This is a genomic window from Aquirufa sp., assembly GCF_044239315.1.
Taxonomy (GTDB): domain Bacteria; phylum Bacteroidota; class Bacteroidia; order Cytophagales; family Spirosomataceae; genus Aquirufa.
Genome location: NZ_JBIIBQ010000005.1, coordinates 39,751 through 60,412 on the forward strand (window position 1 = coordinate 39,751; position 20,662 = coordinate 60,412).

General features: G+C 43.3%; 16 protein-coding genes. 8 read left to right on the forward strand and 8 right to left on the reverse strand.

Going from position 1 to position 20,662, the window contains the following annotated elements; translation table 11 throughout:
- Positions 1-51: 51 nt before the first annotated feature.
- The gene (locus tag ACILP5_RS02740) at positions 52-699 is read left to right on the forward strand and encodes a 7-carboxy-7-deazaguanine synthase QueE (RefSeq protein WP_395617124.1); all 648 of its coding nucleotides are present in this window, start codon (positions 52-54) and stop codon (positions 697-699) included.
- Here the strand turns inward: ACILP5_RS02740 and ACILP5_RS02745 are convergent.
- Entirely contained in the window at positions 623-1,060 is a 438-nt protein-coding gene (locus ACILP5_RS02745; RefSeq protein ID WP_395617125.1) for a septal ring lytic transglycosylase RlpA family protein, read from the reverse strand. The genes ACILP5_RS02740 and ACILP5_RS02745 overlap by 77 nt on opposite strands.
- Before the next feature lie 82 nt (positions 1,061-1,142).
- On the reverse strand, positions 1,143-2,405 hold the full coding sequence (locus ACILP5_RS02750) for a citrate synthase (RefSeq protein ID WP_395617126.1): 1,263 nt from the start codon (positions 2,403-2,405) through the stop codon (positions 1,143-1,145).
- Positions 2,406-2,540: 135 nt separating this feature from the next.
- On the opposite strand from ACILP5_RS02750, the gene pepT reads away from it, so the two are divergent.
- Entirely contained in the window at positions 2,541-3,812 is a 1,272-nt protein-coding gene (pepT, locus tag ACILP5_RS02755; RefSeq protein WP_395617127.1) for a peptidase T, read from the forward strand.
- A gap of 233 nt (positions 3,813-4,045) precedes the next feature.
- Here the strand turns inward: pepT and guaA are convergent, their stop codons facing one another.
- The gene (guaA, locus tag ACILP5_RS02760) at positions 4,046-5,569 is read right to left on the reverse strand and encodes a glutamine-hydrolyzing GMP synthase (protein ID WP_395617128.1); all 1,524 of its coding nucleotides are present in this window, start codon (positions 5,567-5,569) and stop codon (positions 4,046-4,048) included.
- A 52-nt stretch (positions 5,570-5,621) separates the two neighbouring features.
- On the reverse strand, positions 5,622-6,782 hold the full coding sequence (locus tag ACILP5_RS02765) for an exo-beta-N-acetylmuramidase NamZ domain-containing protein (protein ID WP_395617129.1): 1,161 nt from the start codon (positions 6,780-6,782) through the stop codon (positions 5,622-5,624).
- A gap of 40 nt (positions 6,783-6,822) precedes the next feature.
- Here ACILP5_RS02765 and ACILP5_RS02770 point away from each other — a divergent pair, with 40 nt between their 5' ends.
- On the forward strand, positions 6,823-8,031 hold the full coding sequence (locus ACILP5_RS02770; protein ID WP_395617130.1) for an ABC transporter permease: 1,209 nt from the start codon (positions 6,823-6,825) through the stop codon (positions 8,029-8,031).
- Positions 8,031-9,563, forward strand: coding sequence for a peptidase M61 (locus ACILP5_RS02775; protein WP_395617131.1), 1,533 nt, complete (start codon positions 8,031-8,033; stop codon positions 9,561-9,563). The genes ACILP5_RS02770 and ACILP5_RS02775 overlap by 1 nt, the downstream gene beginning before the upstream one ends.
- On the opposite strand, the gene ACILP5_RS02780 is transcribed toward ACILP5_RS02775, so the two are convergent.
- Both ACILP5_RS02780 and ACILP5_RS02785 read right to left on the reverse strand, forming a co-directional pair.
- Positions 9,560-11,833 carry an NADP-dependent malic enzyme gene (locus tag ACILP5_RS02780; RefSeq protein ID WP_395617132.1) on the reverse strand — a complete coding sequence of 758 codons (2,274 nt, stop codon included), beginning with the start codon at positions 11,831-11,833 and terminating at the stop codon, positions 9,560-9,562. The genes ACILP5_RS02775 and ACILP5_RS02780 overlap by 4 nt on opposite strands.
- Before the next feature lie 5 nt (positions 11,834-11,838).
- On the reverse strand, positions 11,839-13,101 hold the full coding sequence (locus ACILP5_RS02785) for a cation:dicarboxylate symporter family transporter (RefSeq protein ID WP_395617133.1): 1,263 nt from the start codon (positions 13,099-13,101) through the stop codon (positions 11,839-11,841).
- A 115-nt stretch (positions 13,102-13,216) separates the two neighbouring features.
- Between ACILP5_RS02785 and trxB the strand changes: the two genes are divergently transcribed.
- Genes trxB through bshB1 form a run of 3 tightly spaced genes read left to right on the forward strand, consistent with a single transcriptional unit; the run spans position 13,217 to position 15,975 of the window.
- Positions 13,217-14,155: a thioredoxin-disulfide reductase gene (trxB, locus tag ACILP5_RS02790; RefSeq protein ID WP_395617134.1), complete on the forward strand. Its 939-nt coding sequence runs from the start codon at positions 13,217-13,219 to the stop codon at positions 14,153-14,155.
- Positions 14,156-14,164: 9 nt separating this feature from the next.
- Entirely contained in the window at positions 14,165-15,274 is a 1,110-nt protein-coding gene (locus tag ACILP5_RS02795) for a peptidoglycan DD-metalloendopeptidase family protein (protein ID WP_395617135.1), read from the forward strand.
- Between the two features lie 5 nt (positions 15,275-15,279).
- Complete coding sequence (gene bshB1 / locus ACILP5_RS02800; RefSeq protein WP_395617136.1) at positions 15,280-15,975, forward strand: bacillithiol biosynthesis deacetylase BshB1; 696 nt, start codon at positions 15,280-15,282, stop codon at positions 15,973-15,975.
- Between the two features lie 117 nt (positions 15,976-16,092).
- Here bshB1 and pdxH read toward each other — a convergent pair whose 3' ends face one another.
- The gene (pdxH, locus tag ACILP5_RS02805) at positions 16,093-16,725 is read right to left on the reverse strand and encodes a pyridoxamine 5'-phosphate oxidase (protein WP_395617137.1); all 633 of its coding nucleotides are present in this window, start codon (positions 16,723-16,725) and stop codon (positions 16,093-16,095) included.
- 65 nt (positions 16,726-16,790) lie between these two features.
- Here pdxH and polA point away from each other — a divergent pair, with 65 nt between their 5' ends.
- A complete protein-coding gene (gene polA / locus ACILP5_RS02810) occupies positions 16,791-19,613 on the forward strand; it encodes a DNA polymerase I (RefSeq protein WP_395617138.1) in 2,823 nt (940 codons plus the stop codon).
- A gap of 131 nt (positions 19,614-19,744) precedes the next feature.
- Here the strand turns inward: polA and ACILP5_RS02815 are convergent, their stop codons facing one another.
- The gene (locus tag ACILP5_RS02815) at positions 19,745-20,614 is read right to left on the reverse strand and encodes a carbon-nitrogen hydrolase (protein ID WP_395617201.1); all 870 of its coding nucleotides are present in this window, start codon (positions 20,612-20,614) and stop codon (positions 19,745-19,747) included.
- Positions 20,615-20,662: the final 48 nt, after the last annotated feature.

The window sequence follows — 20,662 nt, forward strand, 5'->3', positions numbered from 1 at the left end:
TAGTTAAATTACAATTCTAGACTTAATTTTGTCAATCAATTTTAAGTCCAAATGCAATCCGACCCCAAAGATATAAAAACCGCCGTAAAAAGAGCCGAATTTACCTATCCGGTAATGGAATCTTTTTACACGATTCAAGGGGAAGGAAAATACCAAGGACATGCAGCTTATTTTATCCGTTTAGGCGGATGCGATGTAGGCTGCCATTGGTGTGATGTAAAAGAATCCTGGCCAGTGGATACCCATCCGGTTAAATCAGTCGCTACCTTACTCGAAGAGGCATTAGCACATCCAGGCCGATTGGTTGTCATTACAGGTGGAGAACCCTTGATGCATGATCTAGGCCCTTTGACGGAGACGTTGAAAGAGGCAGGATTTAGAACGCACATCGAAACATCTGGTGTTACAGAAAAAATCACAGGAATTTGGGATTGGGTTTGCTTCTCCCCAAAGAAGTTCAAAGCACCCAATGAAGGCATTTTAGCGCTGACGAATGAGTTGAAAGTAGTGGTAAATCATCCTTCAGATATTCCTTGGGCACAAGAATGGGCGACGAAATTGCCGTCTCATGCCTCCCTTTATTTACAGCCAGAATGGTCGAAACAAGATCAGATGAATCCCCTTATCGTAGATTTTGTGAAAGCGAATCCTGAATGGCAGATTTCGGTTCAAACTCATAAATTTCTGCAGATTCCATAGCATTTAAAGAATCTATTCGAGATTTTTCTTTTACTGGTTTGATGTGTACCAATGAAAAACCGTAAGGAATTAATCCTAAATCTTTTGCTGCAGCCCTAGAAAGATCAATGATTCGTTTACGACTATGGGGTCCACGGTCGATGATACGAACGAAAGTGGTCTTCTTAGTTTTGGGCATATATACCTCCACCCAAGTATTAAAAGGTAGTTTCCGATGTGCCGCCGTGAATTTAGCTGGATTGTATTTCTCCCCACTACTCGTCCGATGCCCCTTCAAGCGATTCGAATAAAAAGAGGCCTGCCCTTTTTGTACTTGCGCAGACAACTGAAAACAACATAATAGGACAAAAAATAACTTCATGGGGGTGCAAAGCTAAAACCATTAACTACATAAAACAAAAAAGCCCCCGAATTCGGAGGCCTTTCTGATGGTATGTAAAAACTTATCGTTTCGCGATGTCAACAAACGCACGTGAAGGGGAACCCACGTAAATTTGACGAGGACGACCGATAGGCTCCTTGTTTGTCATCATTTCTTGGTGTTGAGAAATCCAACCTGGAAGACGCCCGATCGCAAACAAGATTGTAAACATGTTAGTGGGAATGTGTAAGGCACGGTAAATGATCCCTGAATAGAAATCTACGTTCGGGTATAATTTACGAGCCACGAAATACTCATCACTTAAAGCCGCAGCTTCAAGTTCTTGCGCAATCGTTAAAACGGGATCAACTACACCTAATGCCGTCAACACATCGTCTGCCGCTTTTTTGATGATACGTGCACGAGGATCAAAGTTTTTGTAGACGCGGTGCCCAAAGCCCATCAAGCGGAAACCTGATGTCTTATCTTTTGCCATCGCTACAAACTTAGACGTATCTCCACCTGCTTGCTTGATTTCTTCTAACATTTCGATTACTGCTTGATTAGCTCCACCGTGTAATGGACCAAATAAAGCTTGAATACCGCCTGAAATACTGGAGAAGATACTCGCGTGAGAAGAACCGATTAAACGCACCGTCGAAGTAGAGCAGTTTTGCTCGTGATCTGCGTGCAAGATTAATAATTTATTTAAAGCTTTCGATACGATTGGGTCTACCTTGTAATCTTCGCCTGGCTTAGCGAACATCATTTTTAAGAAGTTAGAGCAATAATCCAAAGATTGATCCGGAGCCACAATAGCCTCACCAATCGATTTCTTATAGTTCCAAGCCGCTAAAATAGGCAAGGCAGCAATCAAGCGTAAGATGTTCTCTTTCGTATCTGCTGGGTTATATTGACCCTCCATTAAACCAACTAGAGCAGATAATTCGCTCATTGGGTGAGTAGAAGACGGAATAACTTGTTGAATTTTTAATAATGCTTCGTTTGAAACAGTGTATTTCTTCACTGAAGCTTCGAAGGCATCAAGCTGAGCTTGTGTAGGCAATTCGCCGTTTAATAAAAGATAAGCTACCTCTAAAAAGCTAGCCTTATCCGCTAGATCTTCAATACTGTAACCGCAATGTCTCAGAATTCCTTCCTCCCCATCTAAAAAAGTAATCGCACTTTTTGTTGCACCTGTATTCTTGTAACCTGGATCATACGTTACGTATCCAGATAAATCGCGAAGTTTCGCAATATCGATTGCTTTTTCGTTTTCAGTTCCTACGAAAGTAGGCAATTCAAACGATTGGCCATCGAGGTTAATCACAGCATTTTGAGACATAGTAGTAAGCTTAGTAAATTCAAGGCACTAAGATAATACGTAATTCTTAAAGGTGTATTACCTTTATAAATCCTCAAGAAATAAATTTATTAAAGACAATTTTTTCTTATAATATTTCAATATAATTTAAATTTTATGCCAAAAATCTCGGAATTGATCATGAATTACATCTTTACATCGAAGGAACGCTTTCTAAATTATGTCCAAATCGATACTCAATCCGACCCACATTCAAGCAGCAGTCCCAGCACTGAAAAACAAAAAAATCTAGGCAAGATTTTAGTGCAAGAACTTCAGACACTTGGCATAACTAATGCACACCTAGATGAATTCGGATATGTCTACGCTCAATTGGAATCCAATGTACCACACGAAGTTCCTGGCCTATGCTTTTGTGCTCATATGGATACCTCCCCTGATTGTTCGGGCGCAGGCGTAAAACCCATCGTTCACCACTATTACCATGGACAAGACTTGGTTTTACCAGACGACCCATCTGTCATTATACGCCTAAGCGAACACCCAGATTTAGCGGAACAAATCGGGAATGACATCATTACGGCGAGTGGAACCACTTTATTAGGAGCAGACAACAAAGCGGGCGTGGCAGAAATCATGGATGCGGTCCATTTTTGGATGACACACCCAGAGGTTCCTCACGGACCTATCACCATTCTTTTTACCCCAGACGAGGAAGTGGGTCGCGGAACAGATCATGTGGATATGCGGAAGATTAATGCCAAATATGGTTATACCCTAGACGGAGAAAAAAGAGGACATTTAGAGAACGAAACATTCTCAGCTGATGGCTTCGTTGTAAAAATCCAAGGCGTTTCTCAGCATCCAGGTTTTGCCAAAGGCCGTATGGAAAGCGCCTTGAAAATAGCCGCAGAAATCGTCAATACCCTCCCTAAAGACCGCCTCAGCCCCGAAACCACCGAAGGAAAAGAGGGCTTCATCCACCCCACCGACATCTCTGGAAGCGTGGAAGAAGCCACCATCGAATTCATCCTACGTGATTTCGAAACGGAAAAACTACAAGAATACGGCTTCATCATCCAACAAATCTCCGAAATGGTCTTGCGCAAATACCCTAATTCCACGGCTACCTACACTCAAACCGAGCAATACCGCAACATGAATGAGGTCTTAGTGAACCACCCAGAATGCATTGACTTAGCCATGGAGGCTATGCGCCTAGCTGGCCTCAAAGCCGAAACCACGAGCATCCGCGGAGGAACCGACGGTTCCCGCTTAACTTTTATGGGCTTACCATGTCCGAACATCTTCGCAGGGGAGCATGCCTTCCACAGTAAACAAGAATGGGTTTCTGTGCAGGATATGGAGAAGGCGACGGAAACGGTGATTTATCTCGTTGATTTGTTTCAAAACCGCGCAGCGGTTTAGAAACAAATCAAAGCATAAAGAATAAAGCACAAAGAATAAATTAGATAAGAGATTATAGAGTAGAGAGTATAGATTTGGAATCGCCTTCGGCGATACGTTTAGAAATGATTTTTCACATATGAACAAAAAAAGGGATCGAAATCGATCCCTTTTTAGCTTTATCTACACTCTCTACTCTATAATCTCTACTCTAAAAATATTACGCAGCACGATTTTAGAAATGAAATAGAAATTTATTCCCACTCAATAGTCGCCGGCGGCTTACTCGATATATCATACACCACTCTATTCACCCCTTTTACTTTATTGATAATCTCGTTCGAAATACGACCTAAGAATTCATAAGGCAAATGGCACCAGTCAGCCGTCATACCGTCCACACTGGAAACAGCACGTAAGGCAACCACTTGCTCGTACGTACGCTCATCGCCCATGACACCTACCGATTGGATAGGCAACAGGATCGCACCCGCTTGCCAAACTTGGTCGTACAAACCGTCTTCTTTCAAACCATTGATGAAAATAGCATCTACTTTTTGTAAGATATCGACTTTCTCAGGGGTAATATCGCCTAAAATACGAATTCCTAAACCTGGACCTGGGAAAGGATGACGACCTAAAATGTCTTTTGGCACACCTAATGTTTTACCTACTAAACGCACCTCATCTTTAAATAAAGCATCCAATGGCTCCACCACTTTCAACTTCATGAAGTCAGGTAAACCGCCCACGTTGTGGTGGGATTTAATCGTTGCACTTGGTCCTTTTAAAGAAACCGATTCAATTTTATCTGGATAAATTGTTCCTTGGCCTAACCATGAAACACCCTCAATTAAATGTGCCTCCTCATCGAAAACTTCGATAAAGGTCTTACCGATGGCCTTGCGCTTATCTTCTGGGTCTGTTAAACCCTTTAATGCGTCGTAGAAACGTTGTTTGGAGTTAACTCCTTTCACGTTTAGACCTAAGGTATTGTAAGATTCTAATACTTGTTCGAATTCATCTTTGCGCAATAAACCGTTGTCTACGAAGATGCAGTATAGGTTTTTGCCGATGGCACGGTGTAATAAAACGGCCGCGACTGAGCTATCTACACCGCCAGAAAGACCTAGAACGACTTTGTCATTCCCTAATTTGGCCTGAAGTTCTGCAACGGTTCTATCAACGAAGGAATCCGATGTCCACGTCTGAGCGCAGCCACAAATTCCGACAATAAAGTTCTTAATCAATAAACTTCCCTCCGTTGAGTGCGTCACTTCTGGGTGGAATTGTATACCGAAAATTGGCTTAGAAACGTGTGCAAAGGCTGCGACACGAACAGTTTCGGTCGAGCCGATTAATTCATATTCTGCAGGCAATTCCATGATGGTATCACCATGAGACATCCAAACTTGGCCTGTGGCCGATAATCCTTCTAAAAGTGGACTCTGCTTCACACTTGTCATGTGAGCACGGCCGTATTCGCGGTGACCAGATGCCTTAACGGAGCCTCCGCCCTGGTGAGCTAATAATTGAGCACCGTAGCAAATACCTAAAATGGGCAAAGAGCCAAACAAACTTAAATCCACTCGAGGAGAATCTTCGTCGCGTACCGAGCAAGGACTTCCTGAAAGGATTATACCTTTTACGGAATCATCAATAACTGGGATGTGATTAAAAGGATGTATTTCGCAATAGACTTGTGCTTCTCTGATGCGACGCGCAATTAATTGGGTCACCTGAGAACCGAAATCAAGTATAAGGATCTTTTCCGCCATGTTTGTTTTTGCTTAAAAATAAACGGCAAATGTCGGAATTTTTTACCTAATTCTAACGATAGAGGAGGTAATTTTGGCGCATTTTTCGGTATTGAACTAATCCCGGCTCCCAAGAATCGCGAATTTCCTTCTCTGATTTACCGGCAATTATCGCCAGTCGAAGTGAATCTGTTCCTGCTAACTTATCAAAGAAGGAAGGCGAAGTAAAGAACTTCTCCCCTAATCCAGACTTCTGATAAAAATACAATAGGTATTTCAGACTAAAGCCTAAACTCCGAGCCGGCAAGGTAGATAGGTTGTATCCATAACAGGTTTGGCCTTTTAAAGGTGGGTCCATCGCTCCCGGCTTAGGGACGGGTGTAAATGTGTAATCCCCAAGTCCTGCAATATTCGTTCCAGCCACTTGAAACTGCAAATTCGTTCCTCTACCCACACTGACGTTAGTTCCTTCGAACAAACAAAGCGATGGATACAAAGCGATGGATTGATCATTCGGTAAATTGGGCGATGGTGCAATCGCTACGCGAACCGGGGACGCATGCGTATAATTCGCGACAGGAATGACATTCAAGGAGGCTTTGGCACTATTCGCTAACCAACCCTCTCCATTAATCATACGCGCTAATTCTCCCAGCGTGCAACCGTGTACCACCGGAATGGGATTCAAACCCACGAAAGATGCTTGCGCTTTTTCAAGTACGGGACCATCCACATAATGACCATTCGGATTAGGGCGATCTAAAACCAATAAGGGTTTTTGATTCTCTGCACAGGCCTCTAGCACATAATGCAAAGTAGAAGAAAAGGTATAAAAACGAGCACCTACATCTTGGATATCGAAAATTACGACATCTATCCCTTGCAAATCCTCTACGGTAGGCTTTTTGTGTTTTCCATACAAAGAGATAAGGGCTAAACCGGTCTTCTTATCTACTTCATTATCAATGTGAGCCCCTGCATCTGCCGTTCCTCTGAAACCATGCTCCGGCGCAAAAATCTTCTTAACCGATACCCCCAGCGACAATAAAGTATCGGCTAAATGCGTCTTCCCTACCACAGAGGTATGATTTACAACGAGCGCGACATTTTTTCCTTGTAAGGATGGAAGATAGGCTGAGAATTGGGCAGCGCCTGGAATAAGCGCTTTTTGAGAAAATCCTGTAAAAGCCAAAAGGCAGAACATTAAAACAATACTATTTGATTTACGCCCCATTCGTGTTTTCTTTGCGGTTCAGAATTGAAAATCAAATCTAATGAATTTCCCTCTTTTTGTCGCTAGGCGTATTCGGAAAACTCAGGACACCTCCTTCTCCAAGACGGTGACCTACGTGGGTGTCGGAACGGTGGCTGTGGGAACAGCGATTATTCTGGTGTCGTTTGCCATTCTTTTCGGATTTAAATCAACTATTGAAGATAAGCTTACCAACTTTTCCGGTGATGCACGCATCTCGCAAATATCGGGTAATCATTCTCTTTCAGAAATTCCCCTGGTACGTAACCGAGCCTGGGAAGCTCAAACCTTAAAGCGTCCTGAGATTGATCATATTCAAGCCCATGTGCAGAGACCCGGTATTATTGTGGGAAAGGATGGTTTGGCTGGAATCGTGGTGAAAGGTATTGGGAAAGATCTCCCCGTCAAGCAACTTGAAAAGAACATCATCAGTGGATCAGGCTCTATAAATGGACCTCAAGAGGTTATTCTGAGTAAAACTTTAGCAAAACAATTGAAAGTTAAAACCAATAACTCGCTAATTATCTATTTTTTAAGTGCTCCGGAAAGACCGCGGAAAGTGAAGATTAAAGGCATTTACGAGACTGGGCTAGAAGAAATCGATAAAATATTTGTTTTAGCAGACCGGGATTGGGTCCAAAAAATGAACGGCTGGACTTCTGACTCGTTAGGCACCTACGAGATTTTCTTCAAAGAAAATCAAAATCTAGAAGCAAAAACGAATGCCTTAGCGAAAAGCATGCCTCCTGAATGGCGCATACAGCCCGTAACAGAGATCTATCCTGCGCTATTTGACTGGATGTCTATGCTGGATAAAAACATTGTGATTTTCATAAGCCTGCTTTTCGTGGTAGCCTGCTTTAATCTGATTGCCACACTTTGGGTGCTCATCATGGAACGCGTGCCTATGGTGGGTTTATTAAAGTCAATGGGTGCCTCCGCATCACAGATTAGGAGAATCTTCTGGTGGAATGGATTGTTCATATTGGTCAGAGGATTGGTAATCGGTAATGGCATTGCTTTTCTTTTCTGCTACCTACAATCAAGCTATCAACTGTTACCCCTTGATCCTGAAAGTTATTATATGAACAGTGTGCCTATCCAATGGGATGCACCTACTTGGATAATGGTCAATGCACTTACGATTCTTTTAGTCAGCTTCATGATGAGCATTCCTACCCTGTTGATTACCAAAATAGAGCCTAATGAGGCGCTGAACTTCAAAAATTAATGCTTAAAAAGATTTTCATTTTCCTTTGCTTTTTCACCGTTGCAAAAGCACAAGATAGCCTCCGCTATTCCATTGATTTAAATCGTTTGCAGAACGATCGGTTAACGGTAAATGTCAAATTACCCGCTGGAGTGAAGGAGTTTTGTTTCCCGAAAATGGTTCCAGGTACGTATGCCATCTATAATTTTGGGCGATTTGTGAGCAACCTGCAGGCCTTCGATGCCACAGGGAAAGCCTTATCTGTGGTCAGAAAGGATACGAATACGTTCTTTCTACCAAACGCTTCGAAACTCAGCTACGAAGTAGATGATACCTGGGATAGTCCAGAGATCAAAGGAACCTATATTTTCGAGCCGGCTGGGACAAATTTTCAGCAAGACACCTTGTTTGCCTTGAATACGCATGCTTTATTAGGGTACATAAAAGGCAGAGAGCAAGTACCAGTTTCATTGCAATTGAAAACACCAAAGGGCTTAGTTGCCTCCTCCTCCTTGCAGGCGCACAATAATACCTACACTGCCTCCTCTTTCCAACAACTAACTGATGCCCCCATCTTAGTGGCTCCTGCGGATACGGTTCATTTGCGCGTGGCAAATGCTGATATTTTGATTTCTGTCTATTCACCTAACAGAAAAATAAAGGCTTCAGAGGTGGAAGAGCAATTAAAACCTTTATTGAAAGCCCAATTAAACTACCTAGGGGGCACTTTCCCTGTTGAAAATTATGCCTTCCTGATTGTGATGTCCGCTCATCTGAAGAATGGATCTTATGGTGCCTTAGAACATGCGCAGTCCTCTTTCTATTATTTACCTGAAGACTCCATTTCGGTCATGGGGCCTGTCATTCAGGATGTAAGTGCTCATGAATTTTTTCACATTCAAACCCCGCTGAATCTTCATTCCAAAGAGATTGGTTCCTTTGATTTCCAAAATCCACAGATGTCGAAGCATCTGTGGTTGTATGAGGGCTTAACTGAATATGCTGCTCAACATATGCAGCTTCAGGGAGGACTGATCAGTCTACCTGCTTTTCTCGAGCGAATGACGGAGAAACACCGAACCAGCTATTTTAGCTTTGACAATTCGATTCCTTTTACAAAAATGAGCAAAGGAGTTTTGGGAAAATACAAAGAAGAATATGGCAATGTATACCAAAAAGGAGCCCTTATTGGCCTTTGTCTCGATTTATACCTCCGTAATGAAACCAAAGGTCGCTATGGAACCCAGCAGCTCATCCGCGACTTATCAGCTCGATTTGGTCCAGAAAAATCCTTTGATGACGATGATTTATTCCAACTCATAGCAGAGACGACCCAAGTGAAAGGAATTAAAAAATTCTTAGACCAATACATCAGCGGAAACAAAGAGTTACCTCTTAAAGAGCTTTTACCCACTATCGGGTGTGAATTACGCAGTTCAGATGGGAAGAAAGAAAAGGAGGCGATTCTAGAGGCGATGAATCAGGAATTGAAAGAGATAAAAAATCCAAGCCCCTCTCAATTAAATTTGAGAAAAGCTTGGATGTATCATTAAACAGTTTGTGCTTCCACTACTGCAATCGCGACCATATTAACGATCTCGCGAACGGACGCCCCTAATTGCAAAACGTGCACCGGTTTACGTAATCCTAATAAAATAGGACCAATGTATTCGATATCTGCCGCTTCCTTTAACAGGTTATAGGCAATATTGGCTGAGGATAGATTAGGGAAAATAAGCGTATTCGCTGTATCATTTCCTAACGTCGCAAACGGATAATTCTGTTGTCTTAATTCCTTGTCAAAAGCTAAGTGCGCCTGCATCTCTCCTTCAATCACCCAGGTCGGATGTTTTTCTTTCAGGATTTGCGTGGCTGCCCGCATCTTCAAGGCATCTTCCCCGTCAGCAGAACCAAAATTCGAATAAGACAACATGGCGATCTTCGGCTTTAAATTAAAGCGTTCAACTGCCTCCGAAGTCAGTTGTGTTATCTCCACAATATCAGCCACAGACGGCGAGAAGTTAATCGTCGTATCTGAGAAGAAGAGTGGCCCTTGCTTACTTAGTAACAAATACATACCCGCTACCTTGGTTACACCTGGTTTTTTACCAATGATTTGTAAGGCAGGGCGAATCGCATCTGGGTAGTTCTTGGTCAAACCAGAAATGACCCCATCTGCCCTATCTGTCTCTAACATCATCGCAGCGAAGTAATTACTCTTTCTAACCTGCTTCTCCGCCTCCCACTTAGTGAAACCACGACGTTTGCGCTTCTCGTAGAATAGTTCTGCAAACTCAGCTAACAAGCCTGCGTTATCTGGATGCTTAAAATCAAAAATCTCAATATCCCCTAAGTCAATGTGGTGCTCTTCGCAGATCGCATCGATATTTGCCTTACGCCCTAATAAAATCGGTTTTGCGATACCTTCGTCTAACACTTCGCGAACGGCCTTCAATACTTTTAAGTTCTCCGCCTCTGCGAACACTATTCGTTTTGGTTTCGACTTAGCGCGTTTCAAGATGAACTTCATCACCTGATTGTCTAATCCTAATCGTTTCGCTAATTGCGTCTCATAGGCATCCCAGTTCTGGATGGGCTTCGTAGCAACACCTGAATCCATTGCTGCTTTAGCGACTGCCATCGAGATGGTGGTTATCAAACGTGGATCTACCGGTTTAGGAATAATATATTCTGGGCCAAAGCTTAACGATTTCTCATTATAGGCCAAATTCACAATATCAGGCACCGGTTTCTTGGCTAAGCAAGCTAAAGCCTTCGCCGCCGCTAATTTCATCTCGTCATTAATCTCTGAAGCACGTACGTCCAAAGCTCCTCTAAAAATAAAAGGGAAACCTAAGACGTTATTGACTTGATTTGGGAAGTCGGAACGACCCGTCGCCATAATCAAATCCTCTCTAACTGCCTTTGCCTCATCATAGCCAATCTCCGGAATAGGATTCGCCATCGCAAATACAATGGGATTCGCAGCCATCACGGCTATCATCTCTGGCTTCAAGATACCTCCTACGGATAGACCAAGAAAAACATCTGCTCCCTTCATCGCCTCAGCTAACGAAGTATTTCTACCCGCCTTTCCAGCTAATGGAGCTAAATACCGATTCAAATCTGGACGATCCGCAGAAACTAATCCGTCCTTATCGAAAATAGTGAAGTTCTCAATACGAGCGCCAAGCTTCAAATACAGTTTAATGCAAGAAATAGCCGCTGCACCTGCGCCTGAAATCACAAATCTTGTACTATCGATCTTTTTATCAACTATCTCTAAGGCATTTAGTAGCGCTGCAGACGAAATGATCGCCGTACCATGCTGATCATCGTGCATGATCGGAATCTTCAAGCGTGCTTTCAATTTCTCCTCGATCTCAAAGCACTCTGGGGATTTGATATCCTCTAGATTAATCCCACCAAAAGTCGGTTCTAAGCGAGCCACCGTATCCACAAAATCATCTGGATCCGTCACCGCTAATTCAATATCAAAAACATCAATATCAGAGAATACTTTGAAAAGGACTCCTTTCCCCTCCATTACTGGCTTACTCGCCTCTGGACCGATGTTACCTAAACCTAAAACGGCTGTACCGTTCGAGATGACGCCTACTAGATTTCCTTTGGCCGTATAATCATAGACCTTCTCCACATTCTCAGCAATCTCTAAACAAGGCTCAGCCACACCCGGCGAATACGCTAACGATAAATCGCGCTGAGTCGCCGTCGATTTAGTGGGTTTTACCTCAATTTTTCCAGGTTTCCCTCCTGCATGATACTCGAGTGCATCTTCCCTTAAAATGGATGAAATAGACATATAATTTAATTTGTTGATTGTTCTGATTGAAATTCACCCTCATGTTTAGCAAGCCAAACCGTCGCCACCCCATTCCCAATGAAATTCGTAATAGCTCTTGCTTCAGACATAAATCGATCTACACCTAATAAGAGCGCTAAACCTTCCACTGGAATCACTTGTAAAGCACTTAAAGTAGACGCTAAAACCACGAATCCACTTCCGGTCACTCCTGCAGCCCCTTTAGAGGTCACCATCAAAATGCCCACAATGGTTAGCATTTGTTCCCAAGACAAATGTACGCCATAAACTTGGGCTAAAAATAAGGTAGCCATCGATAAATAAATACTCGTCCCATCTAAGTTAAATGAATAACCCGCCGGCACTACTAAACCCACCACAGACTTAGAACAGCCCATTTTCTCCAGCTTGTGCATCAAAGAAGGTAAGGCAGCCTCAGACGAAGAGGTACCTAAAACGATTAATAATTCCTGTTTAATATAGCCTAAAAACGCCCAGATACGCTCGCCACAGCTTCGCATAATAAAACCAAGTACCACAAATACAAAGACAGCCATTGTCACATAAACCGTCAGCATCAATTTAGCTAATGGAAGCAAGGAATGAATACCAAATTTACCTATGGTGAATGCCATCCCGCCTAAAGCTCCTAATGGAGCTAAATACATGACGACTTTTAATCCTTTGAATACCCAATGCGAAGCCTGCTGCATACCAGCAATCATCTTTGCCTTTCCTCGCACGTAGTTCAAAAAGATTCCGAAGAAAATCGAGAACCCTAAGACCTGTACGGTAAAATTCTCTTTCAAAAAGCCCATCCAAGAAAACCCTGCCGCTTTCTGGGTATATTTGGAAATATCTCCACCGGCAATGTCATCTCTAATCACTCCTATTCCTGGTTCAATCAACGTAGAAACGGCTAATCCGATCAACAAGGCAATCGTTGTTACTACTTCAAAATACAGGAGTGCTTTTCCCCCTACACGACCTACCTTTTTCAGGTTGCCCATATTCACAATCCCTAAACTAATCGTTAAGAAGATAATGGGATTGATAAACAGTTTAACCAAACTAATAAAGACTCCACTAAAAACTTCACTAAGCGTAGGTCCAAAACTCAAATCAACACCCAATAAATTATAGGTAAACTTAGAATCAAGTACCTTATACAAGGCCAATTCAGGAGAATAATGACCCACTACGACACCCACTAAAATGGACAACAATACCCAAAATGTAAGGTTCTGTAAAATAGTTGGGCTTTTCATTCGTTTAGTTTAGGTTAATTGACAAATGTAAGAATTATTAAGAAAAATCATTGCTTGTGTTTCTGCCTATATTTCCCGAATTTTGTAGGCTCATTACCATTCGATAAATATTCCAATGTCTGAAAAAATCAAATGCCTAATTATCGGTTCTGGCCCAGCCGGATACACTGCTGCCATTTATGCTTCACGTGCAGGTTTACATCCCGTGATGTACCAAGGTAGTCAACCAGGTGGACAATTAACTACTACAACAGAAGTTGATAATTTCCCGGGTTACCCACAAGGAACAGATGGTCCAGCCATGATGGTAGATTTAGAAAACCAGGCAAAGCGCTTTGGGACGGATGTTCGGTTCGGAATGGCTACGAGAGTAGATTTCACAAGTTCTCCTAAAAAAGTGTGGATCGATGATACCACAGAAATAGAAGCAGATGCGGTGATTATCGCCACAGGTGCAAGTGCAAAATGGTTAGGATTGGAAGGAGAAACCACCTTTAATGGCCTAGGTGTTTCCGCTTGCGCTGTTTGTGACGGATTCTTCTACCGCAATCAAACCGTTGCCGTAGTAGGCGCCGGAGATACGGCAGCAGAAGAAGCCAGTTATTTAGCTAATCTATGTACTAAAGTACATTTAATCGTTCGTAGAAACGAAATGCGTGCCTCGCTTATCATGCAAGAGCGCGTGAAAAATAACCCGAAAATTGAAATTCACTGGAACTCAGAGACCGAAGAAATCTTAGGCGATGCGAACGGTGTTACAGGAATTCGAATTGTCAATAATATAACGAAAGCGAAAGAGGAAATCGCCTTAACTGGTTTCTTTGTCGCTATAGGACACCAACCTAATACGTCCATATTTAAAGGACAATTAGAAATGGATAAACAAGAATATCTAGTTACGGAAAAAGGAAGTTCAAGAACAAATATCGAAGGCGTTTTCGCTTGCGGAGACGTCCAAGATTCCATTTACCGCCAGGCGATTACCGCAGCCGGAACTGGCTGTATAGCGGCATTGGACGCGGAACGTTGGTTAGCCGCGAACAATTTACACTAAACTAGTCTTATGAGGTTTATTACCTATATTTTTGGATGTCTACTGCTTCTTTCGGGCTTCAGCTTGAAGGCCCAAGAGCGGAATTTATTCAAGAAAAAAACAGAAATCGAAGTCAAATCCAATTCCCAACTTTTCCAAGAAAAGAACAAGAAGAAGGATGAACTTGATGAGCTTCCTCCCTTGCAATTCAGAAATGAGACCGAATCCATAGGGGTGACAGCCGGCTCTGAATTACAGGAACGTAAGTTTGAGCCTATTAAAATGGTCAATGCGAGTATCAGTAATTTCGATACTACCTCTATCGATGAAGGCGAGAATCTAATCGTTGAGATTGAAGAGGAAGCGGCTCCAGAAGGAACAGAGGATTTCGTTTCCGTAGCCTCTTATTTTGCGATTTGGGATACGAAAATTATTGATCCGTATGATATTGATGCCAAAGAATTTGACGAACCTGTCGACATCGAATTATATAATAAGGCATCGGGACGTAACTGGGCAGCACCTTTAGAAGTAATCAAGCAAACAAGTCCATTCGGACCGCGCTGGGGCCGTTTACACGCTGGAGTAGATTTAGATTTAGAGACGGGATATCCGGTATATTCCGTTTTTGATGGTATCGTACGTGTCAGTCATTACGACCGATCTGGTTACGGTAATTATGTACTCGTAAGGCATTATAACGGCTTTGAAACACTCTATGCACACTTAGCCTCGCCAGGCGCTGAGCCTGGAACCCTTGTAAAAGCAGGGGACCAAATCGGCGTAGGTGGTAGCACCGGACGCAGTACGGGTTCACACCTGCACTTTGAGACGCGCTATGAGGGTAATCCAATGAACCCGAAGAATGTATATAACTTCAGTCCATTCGAACCGGTTTCTGATCACATTATTATCACTGCGAGATCTTTTGACATTCGCTCTTTATCCTTAAAGAATGAGTATGGCTCCGTAGGTGATAAAGTTCGCTCTAGAACAAGAGCATGGACGAAAGTGCGCCAAGGAGATACGTTAGGTGCCATCGCCAGAAGAACAGGAGTTTCGATTGCTAAATTGAAAAAGTTAAATGGGATGAAAAACTCCTCTATCATTCGAGCTGGTCGTCGTATCCGCATTCATTAATCGCTATGAAACTAGACATTCTCGTAATGGCTGCACATCCAGACGACGCTGAATTAAGTTGCGCTGGAACTATTCTCAAGCACATTGCTGCTGGAAAAAAAGTGGGAATCGTAGATTTCACCCGCGGAGAATTAGGCACACGTGGCACTCCAGAAATTCGCTTACAAGAATCGGCAGACGCCACTAAAATCCTCGGTTTGCATGCACGTGAAAACCTAGGCATCCGCGATGGTTTTTTCAGAAACGACGAAGAAACACAATTGAAATTAATTGAAGTCATTCGCAAATACCAACCAGACATCGTTCTGGCTAATGCCTTAGAAGATCGCCATCCTGATCACGGCAAAGGCGCCCAATTAGCCATAGATGCTTGTTTCTTATCTGGATTACGCCAAATAAAAACCGGAGACCTTCCTGCCTGGAGACCCGCACAAGTCTATCATTACATCCAAGATCGCTATTTAGAACCCGATTTTGTAGTCGATATTTCATCACAATGGGATCAGAAGGAAGCCGCCATCCGCGCTTTCAAAAGTCAATTCTTTGATCCCAATTCTTCTGAACCGGCTTCTTACATTTCTAGCCCAGACTTCTTAAACTTTATCCAAGCACGCGCGATGGAAATGGGCCACAAGATTGGGGTGAAATATGGTGAGGGGTTTCAGAGTCAGAAGACGTTGGAAAAGAAAATATTAGAGTAGAGATTATAGAGTATAGAGTAGAGAGTAGAGATGGATTTAGTCCGGAGGAATTGAGTCCGGAGTCACCATCCACCATTTACCATTCACCATTATCTCTGCTCTTTACTCTCTTATCTCCTATGGCGCTACCCGATAACACTCCCAACCTTCTTTCTCCCGCGCATCATACACCACGCGGTCATGCAAGCGAGAAGGTCTACCCTGCCAAAATTCAAAATAGTCCGGTACTAATCGATAACCGCCCCAATGATCTGGTTTAGGAATCGTTTTGCCTTCGTATTGCTCAGTTAATTCAGCATAGCGTTTTTCTAATTCTTCTCGAGAAACACGGCTACTTTGTTCGGAAACCCAGGCTCCTAATTGCGATTCCCGTGGACGAGAATGAAAATAGGCAGTGGATAATTCGACAGAGAGCTTTTCGACGTGGCCTTCGATGCGAATTTGGCGCTCTAATTCGCCCCAGAAAAAGGTGATGGAGGCTTGAGAAGAAAAGGCTAAATCCTGGCCTTTGCGTGATTCGTAATTCGTGAAGAAACTGAAACCGTGGTCAACTGTTTTTAATAAAACGATGCGACCAGAGGGGCGACCAGAAGTGCTTATTGTGCTCAAAAACATGGCATTAGGCTCATTTAGCTGAGAAGCTTGCGCTTCCTTAAACCAAGTGGCAAATTGTGCAAAAGGATCTGGATGTACGTGTTGTTCGTGCAATTCTCCCTTTTGGTAGTTTAGGCGCAGGTCAGCTAAGTTCATAATTTCGAGGATAAATTTATTATCTTTACAAAGGCACTCCTTTTCCCCAAATATAGCTGAATTACATGAAAAAATTATTCCTTTTTGACGCGATGGCTTTGATTTATCGCGCGCATTTTGCCTTTGCCAAAACACCCCGCATCTCTTCGAAGGGAATCAATACTTCCGCCGTTTTTGGCTTTGCAAATACGATCCTAGAGGTCATTAATAAGGAAAAACCAGATTATTTAGGGGTAGCTTTTGACACACCTAAACCTACTTTTCGACATGTAGAATACACGCCTTACAAGGCTCAGCGCCAGGAACAACCGGAGGATATTACGATTGCGATTCCTTATGTGAAGCGTTTGGTTGAAGCGATGGATATTCCGCTACTTATTTTAGATGGATACGAGGCGGATGACGTGATTGGAACTATTGCGAAGAAGGCCGTACGCGCGAATCCGGATATCGAGGTATTTATGATGACCCCAGATAAGGATTACGGTCAATTAGTGGAGGAGCGCATTAAGATGTACAAGCCGGCCTTTATGGGTAAGGGAGTGGAAGTTTTAGGGCCAAAAGAAGTGTGCCAGCGCTGGAACATCGCGAACGTAGATCAAGTTATCGACATGTTAGGTTTGATGGGTGATGCGGTGGATAATATTCCTGGTATTCCTGGCGTGGGAGAAAAAACGGCCCAAAAACTCATCGAGCAATTTGGCTCTTTAGAAAACCTATTAGATAATACGGATCAGTTAAAAGGCAAATTGCAGGAAAACCTAGTCAATTTCCGCGAGCAGGGCATTTTATCGAAACATTTGGCCCGTATTATGCTCGAGGTACCTATCGAATACGAAGAAGAAAAATTAAAAGCGACTCCGCCTAACCGAGCCTTACTAGAACCGCTTTTAGAAGAATTAGAATTCAGAACCTTGCGCAAGCGTATTTTAGGCGAAGATGAACCGGTAGTCGCTAAAGTAAAAGCTTCGCCTAAGGTGGATGCGAACCAGATGGATATGTTCGGTTCGCCGGCCCCGGTAGCTTCAGCCCCTGAGACGGAAGAGGAAGAAGAGGTCAGCACGACGAGCTACTCGAATTTAAGCAATACCGCGCACCAGTATCATTTAGTGCAAGGTGAGAATGCCATCAAGTCATTGATTAGTTTCTTGGACCGCCAGGATTCCTTCTGTTTTGACACGGAAACGACGAGTTTAGTGGCCATCGAGGCGCAATTAGTGGGCATGTCCTTCTCTTATCGCAAGGGCGAGGCCTTTTATGTGCCATTCCCAGAGGATCAGGCGGCATGTCAGGTGCAGGCAGATTTGTTTAAAACTATTTTTGCCAAAGAATCAACCATCAAAATCGCCCAAAACATCAAATACGACATGAGCGTATTGCGCAATTATGGCATCGAAATCAAAGGCGCCACCTACGACACGATGCTGGCTCACTATTTAATCGAGCCAGAAAAACGCCACGGGATGGATGCTTTGGCCCTAGCCTATTTAAGCTACGAACCGATGTCAATCGAAAACTTGATCGGCAAAAAAGGCGCAAAGCAAGGCAACATGCGGGAAGTGGAGCTGAACTTGATCAAGGAATATGCCGCAGAAGATGCCGACATCACCTTACAATTAAAGCCCTTCTTAGACAAACAATTAACGACAAATCCAAAGGCTGTTCAACTACTGAACGAGGTAGAAATGCCTCTGGCACGTGTTTTATCTGCCATCGAATGCGAAGGGGTGAACTTAGATGTTCCCTTCTTAAAAGAGATGTCGAAAACCTTGGAAGCGGATTCCAAAGCCGTTCAGGAGAAGATTTTTGCCACGGCTGGCCAAGAATTCAACATTGCCTCTCCTAAGCAATTAGGCGAGATTCTATTCGAAAAACTAAAGCTTGATCCGAAAGCAAAGAAGACCAAAACCGGTCAATACATGACGGGCGAAGAAGTGCTTTCTAAACTAGAAGCCGAGCACGAAATCGCCTCTCTGATTTTAGACTTCCGCGAATTACAGAAATTAAAATCGACCTATGTAGATGCCCTTCCGGCACTTATTTCCCCTACTACCGGTCGCATTCATACTTCTTTCATGCAAGCCGTTACCGCTACGGGACGACTTTCATCGAAGGATCCGAACTTACAAAACATCCCTATCCGTACAGTTCGTGGTCGAGAAATCCGCAAGGCCTTCATCCCCCGCGATGAAAACCACTTGATTTTATCTGCGGATTATTCCCAAATCGAACTCCGCATCATGGCCGCCTTCTCGAAAGACGAATCGATGCTAGATGCCTTCAATAACGGTTTGGATGTACACAAAGCGACTGCCGCAAAAGTATTCCACGTCCCTTTAGAAGAGGTTACCTCGGACATGCGACGCAAGGCGAAGACGGTAAACTTTGGGATTATTTACGGTGTTTCTGCCTTCGGTCTAGCTGCTCAATTAGGAATTTCCCGCACAGAAGCGAAGGAAATCATCGATCAATATTTCGTCGAGTTCCCAAAAGTGAAGACGTTTATGGACCAAAGCATCACCGACGCCCGCGACAACGGCTACGTCGAAACGGTTTTAGGTCGCCGTCGCTATTTACGTGATATCTTATCCGCAAATATGAACGAGCGTGGTTTTGCAGAACGCAACGCCATTAACGCTCCTATTCAAGGTTCTGCGGCTGATATGATCAAAGTCGCGATGATTCAAATCCAAGATTTCCTAGAAAAAGAGAACCTGAAATCAAAAATGATCCTAACCGTTCATGATGAACTCGTGTTCGATGCACATAAAGACGAAGTCGACTACCTAAAAATCCAAATCAACAAGATCATGTGCGAAGCTATGGATTTAGGCGTCGCGATGGAAACTGGAATTGGTGTGGGGGAGAATTGGCTGGAAGCGCATTAAAAATCAGCGGAGCTGATTTTGTAGAGTAGAGATAAGAGAGTATAGATAATAGAGTAGAGAGTAGAGATAATAGAGGATAACTATTTTTCCGAGCTGTATTTATCTATACTCTCTACTCTATAATCTATTATTTAATCAATAAACCTCTCCGTAATCCCCCCATACGAATCAATCCTGCGATCTCTAAAGAAAGGCCAGGTTCTGCGGTAGTATTCACTCGAATCGACGTTCACATCGACTAAAGCAATTTCTTCTTGATCGTGGGAGGCTTGGAAAATAACGCGACCGAAGGCGTTAGATACAAAGCTTCCTCCCCAAAATTGTTGGCCATTCTCAGTTCCCACGCGGTTTACTGAAACGACTGGAACGCCGTTTGCAACCGAATGTGAACGCTGGATGGTTTGCCAGGCTTGGTATTGTTCGCGGTTGATTTCACCGTCTTTTTCTTCTAAATCCCAGCCGATGGCTGTCGGATAAACTAACACTTCTGCTCCTTGAAGCGCCGTTAATCGGGCTGCTTCTGGATACCACTGATCCCAACAGATGAGAACGCCTATTTTGGCAAACTTCGTATTAAATACTTGATAACCTAAATCTCCCGGTGTGAAATAGTATTTCTCGTAATAGCCAGGATCGTCTGGAATGTGCATTTTACGGTATTTACCCAGGTATTTCCCGTCTGCATCGATGACCGCGGTAGTGTTGTGGTAAAGACCCGCAGCACGCTTTTCGAAAAGAGATGCGATGATTACAACGTTTAATTCCGCTGCCAAAGCCCCTAATTCGTCCGTCGATGGACCAGGGATTGCTTCTGCCAAAGCAAAGAAATCCTGCTTTTCTTCGTAACAGAAATAGACCGATTTAAACAATTCCTGCAAGCATATCACTTGCGCTCCTTTACTCGCGGCGTCGCGAATGGAGGAAATCGTTTTTTGCCAGTTTTCTGAAACTATTGAGCTGCAGGATAGCTGAATTAAGGCGAAGGAAACGTTTTTCATCAATATCTTGGTTTTTACCATGTAAATCAGCCCAAAATTAAGAAAAAACAC

Excerpts from the sequence above, each read along its gene's own strand:
- bshB1 (WP_395617136.1), top strand. The coding sequence starts at position 15,280 with ATGAAACTAGACATTCTCGTAATGGCTGCACATCCAGACGACGCTGAA.
- pepT (WP_395617127.1), top strand. The coding sequence starts at position 2,541 with ATGCCAAAAATCTCGGAATTGATCATGAATTACATCTTTACATCGAAG.
- ACILP5_RS02785 (WP_395617133.1), bottom strand. The coding sequence starts at position 13,101 with ATGAAAAGCCCAACTATTTTACAGAACCTTACATTTTGGGTATTGTTG.
- ACILP5_RS02750 (WP_395617126.1), bottom strand. The coding sequence starts at position 2,405 with ATGTCTCAAAATGCTGTGATTAACCTCGATGGCCAATCGTTTGAATTG.
- ACILP5_RS02775 (WP_395617131.1), top strand. The coding sequence starts at position 8,031 with ATGCTTAAAAAGATTTTCATTTTCCTTTGCTTTTTCACCGTTGCAAAA.
- ACILP5_RS02770 (WP_395617130.1), top strand. The coding sequence starts at position 6,823 with ATGAATTTCCCTCTTTTTGTCGCTAGGCGTATTCGGAAAACTCAGGAC.
- pdxH (WP_395617137.1), bottom strand. The coding sequence starts at position 16,725 with ATGAACTTAGCTGACCTGCGCCTAAACTACCAAAAGGGAGAATTGCAC.
- ACILP5_RS02745 (WP_395617125.1), bottom strand. The coding sequence starts at position 1,060 with ATGAAGTTATTTTTTGTCCTATTATGTTGTTTTCAGTTGTCTGCGCAA.
- ACILP5_RS02780 (WP_395617132.1), bottom strand. The coding sequence starts at position 11,833 with ATGTCTATTTCATCCATTTTAAGGGAAGATGCACTCGAGTATCATGCA.
- trxB (WP_395617134.1), top strand. The coding sequence starts at position 13,217 with ATGTCTGAAAAAATCAAATGCCTAATTATCGGTTCTGGCCCAGCCGGA.
- ACILP5_RS02795 (WP_395617135.1), top strand. The coding sequence starts at position 14,165 with ATGAGGTTTATTACCTATATTTTTGGATGTCTACTGCTTCTTTCGGGC.
- polA (WP_395617138.1), top strand. The coding sequence starts at position 16,791 with ATGAAAAAATTATTCCTTTTTGACGCGATGGCTTTGATTTATCGCGCG.
- guaA (WP_395617128.1), bottom strand. The coding sequence starts at position 5,569 with ATGGCGGAAAAGATCCTTATACTTGATTTCGGTTCTCAGGTGACCCAA.
- ACILP5_RS02740 (WP_395617124.1), top strand. The coding sequence starts at position 52 with ATGCAATCCGACCCCAAAGATATAAAAACCGCCGTAAAAAGAGCCGAA.
- ACILP5_RS02765 (WP_395617129.1), bottom strand. The coding sequence starts at position 6,782 with ATGGGGCGTAAATCAAATAGTATTGTTTTAATGTTCTGCCTTTTGGCT.